Raw genomic sequence first — 6,788 nt, forward strand, 5'->3', positions numbered from 1 at the left:
ACCGGGGCCTGCCGTACGCCGGCCCCGGTCCGGACGTCCGCCGTGAATGCGGCGAACGCGACGCACCTGGCGCACCTGAAGCAGCCGGCGCACGCGGCGCAGTGACGAAGGGAGACAGCGCGTGGAGACGACCGCGCGAAGGAGCGAGAACGGCCGGGTCCTGCGGTACGAGTCGGAGGCCTCCGACGTCGGCGTCCTGCTCGCCGACGCCGATCCGGTGTCCCGGCACGTCCTGGCGGGGGCCCTGCACGGAGCCGACGGGATCACGGTGCTGGACACCGCCGACAGCGGCCGTCCGTTGCACCGCTGGCCCCTGGACGGCGTCGACGTCGTCGTGCTCGCCGACGCCTTCCGGCCCCGGCCGGCCTCGCTGGTCCCCGGCCTGGTGCACCACGGCGTGCGCGTTCTGCTCCTCGACACGCGGTGGACGACGCGGACCGTCGGGGACGCGCTGTCCGCGGGCTGCGCGGGCGTACTGGTCAAGGACCCGGAGATCGGCCGTCTCGCGACCGCCGTACGGGCGGCCGCCGCCGGGTACGTCGTGGTGTCGCCGGAGCTGATGGGCCTGTGCCCGCCGACGGGTCGCGCGGCAGCGCAGCCGTCCGCGCGCCGGCGAGGCGACCGCTCGGTCGGTCTGCTTCTGCGTTCGCTGACCGAGCGCGAACGCGAGGTGCTCACCGTGCTCGCGGACGGCCTGTCCACCCGCGAGGCGGCCGGGCGGCTCGGCGTCACCCCGGCGACCGTCAAGAGCCATGTGTCGCACGCGCTGACCAAACTGTCCGTCCGTAACCGTCTGGAGGCGGTCCTGCTGATGCGCCGAGCGCTCGACGAGGACCGCCCGCCCTGGTCATGACGGCGTGCGCCGGGACCCGCGACGGGTGACGTCAGTCGCCCACGCGGCCGCGCACCCCGTCCAGCCAGCGGTCCGCGTGCCGCTCGGCGGCCGTCTCGTCGCGGAAGGCGTACGTCTTCAGCAGCCATCGCTGCCGCGCCCGCGCCGGATCGTTGATCTCCATCTTGTCGCGGCTGTGCAGACCGTCCTGGTTGGCGAAGACGAACAGGTCGCCGGTCCGGATGCGGTGACGGGTCTTGTCCGCGCGCACCAACGCGTCCTTCAGCGCCAGCAGCGCGTCCTTCGCGGACTCGGGAGCGGCCGGGGCGGCCGTCGTGCAGGTGTCGAGGTAGCGGAAGCTGTGGTGGTTCTCCAGGATCGGGTGGACCTCGGAGACCGTCAGCTCCTTGTTGTTGTCCCGTGAGAACACGTCGAACGGCGTGACGAACTGCGCCTTCCTGAGCTGCCGTTGCTCCGCGTCCGTCAGATGGGCGAGCAGGTCGCGCCCGTCGACGAACCCGGTGTAGACGAACTCGCCCTCAGGGCAGTGCATGCCGAGCAGTGAGATGAAATCCGCCCGCACCGGATGGGCCGTGCGGTCGTTGTGGTAGACCAGCTCGCTGTCGCTGAAGCCCGTCTGCATCCCGCTGTAGCGGTTGATGGCGACGACGTCCGTGAAGAAGTCCCCGTTGAAACGGGTCGCGTAGGACAGCAGGGGCGTCTCCACCAGTTGGGCGAAGAGTTCCAGGAACGCCTCGCCGACGAACGTCTTCTTCCGCGCGTGCTTGTCGGCGACCGGGTCGTCCAGGTCGAGCAGCGGAATGTCCTCGTCGAGCGGGCAGTTGCGCAGCACGTGCGCGTCGGAGATGCCCGCCCGGCGGTCGGCGCGCACACGCGCGCAGACGTCGGCGAAGAAGGCGGGCACCTCGCCCCGCGCGATCACGTCGCCGACGGCGTTCGAGAAGTCCTCGTAGCCCTCGTAGGGGTTCTTGGCCACGGAGCGCAGTACCGCGGTCAGTTGCCGGCGCTCCGGCTCGGACAGTTCGTGGATGGGTTCCATGCCCCGAGCCTCGCCGCCGCCCCGCCGTCGCACATCGGCCGTCGGAGGAGGCGCCGCGCACCGCGTCCTCCGATGGCGTACCCGCGCCTCCACCGAAGTGGAGGCAGGCCGCGGTCAGGTGAACACGAGGCCCAGGGTCCGCTCCAGGCCCCCGGCGCCGTCGTCGGTCAGGTGCACCACGCGCGGCGCGGCGCCCCAGCGCACCCAGCCGAGCTCGAACAGACGCGTCTTGAGCGTCGCGCCGAGCCCGCCCGCCAGATGGTGTTGGTGCTCGCTCCAGTCGACGCAGTAGCGGATCGCCGGGCGGCGCGGCGGCAACCGGTCCGTGTCGACGCCCAGTTCGGCCAGAACCGACGGACCTGCGGCGGAGAGTTCGTAGACGATGTCGCGGCCGTACGACGCCGGCCTGTCCCGTACCGCCTCGGCGGGCCGGTGGATGCCGTCGTGGCCGGTGAGCACCCCGTGGTCGAGCAGCGACTGCATCAGGGCGACGCCGAGCCGCCCGGCCAGATGGTCGTAGCAGGTCCGGGAACGGTGCAGCGCGTTGGTGCGGCTGCTCTGCTTGAGGGAGGTGATGGCGAGCGGCGGGGCGATCAGGGCGAGCGCCTCCAGCGCGGCGCTGACGTCCGGTCCGAACAGGCGGTAGTAGCGGTACCGGCCCCGCGCCTCGACGGTGACGAACTCTCCCTCGACGAGCTTGGCGAGGTGCGCGCTGGCCGTGGCTGCGCCGACCCCCGCCTCGCCGGCCAGCGCGCTCGCCGGCAGCGCGCGGCCGTCGGCCAGGCACTTCAGGATGCGGGCGCGCGACGGATCGGCGATGAGGGCCGCGGCGCGGGCGATGTCGGTCTGGTGCTTGAGCGGCGCATCCTGCTCTTCGCCGGATGCACGGCCGGGGCGCCGCGGCGCGCCCGCGTCGCGGACGGACGCCCTCGAGGTGCTGCTGCTGTTCGGCATGGCTCCACCGTACGACGACGACACTTCGCTCAGTGACGAAGTGACTGGCGTCGATGCTCGTGCCATGACCACCACCGACCTCACCCCCGAAGACGGCCGGACCGCCGCACCGCCCCGCGCGGCCGCCCCGTCGCCCGCTCCGGCCCGCCGGCCCGCACTCACCCTGCCGCCGCTGATCGCCCTCAGCCTCGGCTACTTCCTGGTGATGCTGGACGTCACCGTCGTCAACGTCGCCGTCCCCGAGATCCGTACCGGCCTCGGCGCCGGGGCCGCCGCGCTCCAGTGGATCGTCGACGGCTACAGCACCGTCTTCGCGGGACTGCTGCTCCTGGGCGGCGGGCTCGCCGACCGGCTAGGCCACCGGCGCATGTTCCTCACCGGGCTCGGCGTGTTCACCGCCGCCTCCCTCGTGTGCGGCCTCGCCGGCGCCTCCGGCGCCCTGATCGCCGGACGGCTCGCCCAGGGTGCGGGCGCGGCGCTGCTGGTGCCCGCCTCGCTCGCGCTCCTCCAGGCCACGTACCCCGACCGCGCAGTGCGGGCCCGGGCGGTCGCCGTGTGGGGCGCCGTCGCCTCGATCGCCTTCGGCGCAGGACCGGCGGTGGGCGGCCTTCTCGTCTCCGGGCTCGAATGGCGCTCGGTGTTCTGGCTGAACCTGCCGGTCGCCGCGCTCGCCGTCGCCCTGACCCTCCGGCGAGTCCCGGCCACGGCCCGCAGGAAGCCCGCCCGCCGCATGGACCCGGCCGGCCAGGTGCTCGGCATCGCCGGCCTCGTCGCCCTGGCCGGCGGCCTCAACGAGGCAGGTTCACACGGCTGGACCTCCCCACTCGTCCTGGCGGCGTTCGGCACGGGCGTGGCCTGCCTGACCGCATTCGCGCTGGTCGAACGCACCCTGGAAGCAAGGGAACGGGCCGGACGAGGTCGGCGTGCGCCGCTGCTGCCGCCGTCCCTGTTCCGCTCGGGCGCGTTCACCGCGACCGCCGCGATCGGCCTGCTGATCAGCCTCGGTTACTACGGCATGCTCTTCCTGACCACCCTCTACTTCCAGCAGGTGCGCGGCTTCACCGTCCTGGACACCGGTCTCGCCCTGCTGCCGTCGGTGTGCATGGGCCTCGTCGCGGCCCCGCTCTTCAGCCGCCTCGCCGCCCGCACCGGCCCCTACGTCCCGATGGCCGGCGGGCTCGCGCTGGGCGCCGTGGGCTTCCTCGGCTGGCTGGCCGCCCGGCCCGACACCCCGTACCCCGTCCTGCTGTTCGCCCTGATCGCCACCGGACTCGGGCAGACCATGACCGCCCTCGCCGCCACCGCCGCCGTCATCGAGACGGCGCCCGCCTCCGGCGCGGGCATCGCCTCCGCCGTCTTCAACGTCGCCCGGCAGGTCGGCAGCGCCGTCGGAGTGGCCCTCTTCGGCACTCTGGCGGCCGCGGCGGGCGACTTCACCTCGGGGCTGCGGCTGTCGGCGGGCATCGCGGCGGCCGCCTTCGCCGTCGGCGCCGTGCTGGCCGTGGGCGTCCGGCGCCGTGCCGGACGCACCACGTGAAGCACGCGTCGTGCGCCGAGGGTCAGCCCCGGTCCGCCAGCGCCCGGGCCATGCGGTCCAGCGCCGTCTGCAGCGTCTCGGGCGAGGCCGCGAACGACAGCCGGACGAAGCCCTCACCGCCCGGACCGAACGCGGAACCCGGCATCACGGCCACCGCCGCCTCCCGCAGCAGCCACCGTGCGAACGCCGCCGAGTCCGCGAACCCCGTGCCGCGGACGTCGGCGAAGGCGTAGAACGCCCCGTCGGGCGGCGAACAGGACACCCCCGGCAGCGAGTTCAGCCCCCGCACGACGAGATCCCGGCGGGCCGCGTACTGCGCGGCCATCCACGCGACGGGCTTCTGCGATCCGCTCAGCGCGGCGAGCCCGCCCCGCTGCACGAACGACGCCGTGCAGCCCACCGTGTGCTGCTGCACCTTCACCAACTGCGCCATCAGATCGGTGGGCCCGGCCGCGTAACCCAGGCGCCAGCCGGTCATCGCGTACCCCTTGGAGAAGCCGTTCACCGTGATGGTGCGTTCGGCGCAGTCCGGCTGCGCGGCCAGACTGACGTGGCGGCGCCCGCCGTAGAGGATCTTCTCGTAGATCTCGTCCGAGATCAGCAGGATGTCGTGCTCCTGCGCGAACCGGGCGATCAGGGCCGCCTCCTCGGCGGTCAGCGACCGGCCCGTGGGATTGTTCGGCGAGTTGACCAGCAGCGCCTTCGTCCGGGCGGAGACGTGTCGCTCCAGCACCTGCGCCGTGATCCGGAAGCCGTCCGCGCCGTCGAGGGCGACCTGCACGGGCCGCGCGCCGATCAGCCGCGCCATCTCCGTGTAGCTGACCCAGCTCGGCGTCGGCACGAGCAGCTCGTCGCCGGGGTCGAGCACCGTCACCAGCGCGGCGAACAGGGCGTGCTTCGCCGAGGGCGTGACGACGACGTCGGTGGCCGCGTCCACGACGACGCCGTTGTCCTCGGCGAGCTTCGCGGCGACCGCTCGCAGCAGCGCGGGCAGCCCGCGGCTCGGCGTGTAGTGCGTGAAGCCGTCGCGCAGGGCGCCCACCGCCTCGTCCACGACATGCCCGGGGGTGTCGAAGTCCGGCTCGCCGCCGCCCAGGTCCACCACCTCCAGGCCCTGCGCGCGCATCCGCGCCACCATGTCGAACACCGCGTACGTCGCCGACTCCTCGACGGCGGTGAAACGGGCCGCGGCTCGCGCCCTCATGACCGCACGCCCTGCCGCTCGGCGGCGGGGGCCGACGGAGCGGCCGGCAACGCCTCGGCGACCGTGGTGACCGTCGAGATCCGGGACAGGATCTGCAGCGCGGCGTCGTGGATCCCGGCGTCGCCCGCCAGCGTCGCGTCCTCGAGGACCCGCACACGGTAGTCCCGGTCGTGTGCGGCCTGAGCGGCGGCGAGCACCACCAACTCCGTGGAGACGCCGGCCAGCAGCAGCGTGTCGACGCCCGCGGTACGCAACAGCACCTCAAGGTTCGTGCCGTGGAACGGGCTGACGCGGTGCTTCACGACGACGGGTTCCCCGGGCCGCGGGGCGAGCGCGTCGTGCACCCGCGTCGCCCAGGAGCCGAGGACGAGGCGGCCGTCGTCCTTCGCCTTCTCGAACACCCGGGATCCGGCCGGCCACTCCGGATACCCGGGGGAGAAGCCGACGACGACGTAGATCACGGGTATGTCCGCGGCACGGGCGCGCCGGATCGCTTCGGCGGCCGCGACGAGGACGCCCCGCTCCCGCGCCTGCGCGCCGTAGCCGTCGGCCGCGTACTTGCCGTCCGGGTGGACGATCTCGTTGATGAGGTCCAGCACGAGCAGCGCGGGACGCCCACCCCGGCCCCGCTCCGCCGCCGAGGTCAAGTCCATTTCCATCTCTCTTCCTCCGCTCGGAAATTGCATGAGAAACGCTCATGCAATGAATCAATGAATCAGTGTTGAACCGGGAAGTCGGAACTCCTACCTTCGGAATGCGCGAGGGGAAATCCGATTCCCGAAGGGGTGCATATGAAAGTGGCGATAGTCGGCAGCGGTCCGCGCGGGGTGTCCGTCCTCGAACGCATGGCGGCGCGCCTCGCCGAGGGGACCGTGCAGGAGGCCGTCGAGATCTACCTCGTCGACTCCCACCAGGTAGGCGCCGGCCGCATCTGGCGCACCGACCAGCCGGCGTGGTTTCTGATGAACACCGTCGCCGACGAGGTCTCCGCGTTCTCCGGGCCACCCGACGGCGGCCCCGCAAGGCCCGGCGCGGGCCCCTCGCTCGCGCAGTGGTGGAGTTCCGTCGACCCGGAATACCCGGGGCCCAACAGTTATGCGCCGCGCGCCCTCCACGGACGCTATATGCGGTTTCTTCTCGACGCGATCGAGAAGAACCTCCCCGAAAGAGTCAGGCTGACCCCCGTCCACGGCTGCGTGGA

General features: G+C 72.8%; 7 protein-coding genes. 3 read left to right on the top strand and 4 right to left on the bottom strand.

All coding sequences use genetic code 11. The features are described 5' to 3' along the window. Positions 1 to 121: 121 nt before the first annotated feature. Complete coding sequence (locus ABT300_RS39720; protein WP_351686757.1) at positions 122 to 853, top strand: LuxR C-terminal-related transcriptional regulator; 732 nt, start codon at positions 122 to 124, stop codon at positions 851 to 853. A gap of 31 nt (positions 854 to 884) precedes the next feature. Here the strand turns inward: ABT300_RS39720 and ABT300_RS39725 are convergent, their stop codons facing one another. Further along, a complete protein-coding gene (locus ABT300_RS39725) occupies positions 885 to 1,892 on the bottom strand; it encodes a TauD/TfdA family dioxygenase (protein WP_351686760.1) in 1,008 nt (335 codons plus the stop codon). A 114-nt stretch (positions 1,893 to 2,006) separates the two neighbouring features. After that, positions 2,007 to 2,846: an ArsR/SmtB family transcription factor gene (locus tag ABT300_RS39730; protein ID WP_351686763.1), complete on the bottom strand. Its 840-nt coding sequence runs from the start codon at positions 2,844 to 2,846 to the stop codon at positions 2,007 to 2,009. 64 nt (positions 2,847 to 2,910) lie between these two features. Between ABT300_RS39730 and ABT300_RS39735 the strand changes: the two genes are divergently transcribed. Beyond that, positions 2,911 to 4,383 (top strand): DHA2 family efflux MFS transporter permease subunit, encoded by a 1,473-nt coding sequence (locus ABT300_RS39735; protein WP_351686766.1) that lies wholly within the window; start codon positions 2,911 to 2,913, stop codon positions 4,381 to 4,383. Between the two features lie 22 nt (positions 4,384 to 4,405). Here ABT300_RS39735 and ABT300_RS39740 read toward each other — a convergent pair whose 3' ends face one another. Beyond that, positions 4,406 to 5,587 (bottom strand): pyridoxal phosphate-dependent aminotransferase, encoded by a 1,182-nt coding sequence (locus ABT300_RS39740; protein WP_351686768.1) that lies wholly within the window; start codon positions 5,585 to 5,587, stop codon positions 4,406 to 4,408. Further along, on the bottom strand, positions 5,584 to 6,246 hold the full coding sequence (locus ABT300_RS39745; RefSeq protein ID WP_351686771.1) for a cysteine hydrolase family protein: 663 nt from the start codon (positions 6,244 to 6,246) through the stop codon (positions 5,584 to 5,586). The genes ABT300_RS39740 and ABT300_RS39745 overlap by 4 nt, the downstream gene beginning before the upstream one ends. Positions 6,247 to 6,378: 132 nt before the next feature. On the opposite strand from ABT300_RS39745, the gene ABT300_RS39750 reads away from it, so the two are divergent. Next, a partial coding sequence (locus tag ABT300_RS39750) for an FAD/NAD(P)-binding protein (protein WP_351686774.1) occupies positions 6,379 to 6,788 on the top strand: 410 nt, incomplete at its 3' end.

Origin of the sequence: Streptomyces sp. NPDC001027, assembly GCF_040299045.1 — a bacterium.
In the GTDB taxonomy this organism is placed as follows: Bacteria; Actinomycetota; Actinomycetes; order Streptomycetales; family Streptomycetaceae; genus Streptomyces.

Coding starts and splice junctions, on each gene's coding strand:
- ABT300_RS39725 (WP_351686760.1), bottom strand. CDS start 1,892: ATGGAACCCATCCACGAACTGTCCGAGCCGGAGCGCCGGCAACTGACC.
- ABT300_RS39730 (WP_351686763.1), bottom strand. CDS start 2,846: ATGCCGAACAGCAGCAGCACCTCGAGGGCGTCCGTCCGCGACGCGGGC.
- ABT300_RS39735 (WP_351686766.1), top strand. CDS start 2,911: ATGACCACCACCGACCTCACCCCCGAAGACGGCCGGACCGCCGCACCG.
- ABT300_RS39740 (WP_351686768.1), bottom strand. CDS start 5,587: ATGAGGGCGCGAGCCGCGGCCCGTTTCACCGCCGTCGAGGAGTCGGCG.
- ABT300_RS39745 (WP_351686771.1), bottom strand. CDS start 6,246: ATGGAAATGGACTTGACCTCGGCGGCGGAGCGGGGCCGGGGTGGGCGT.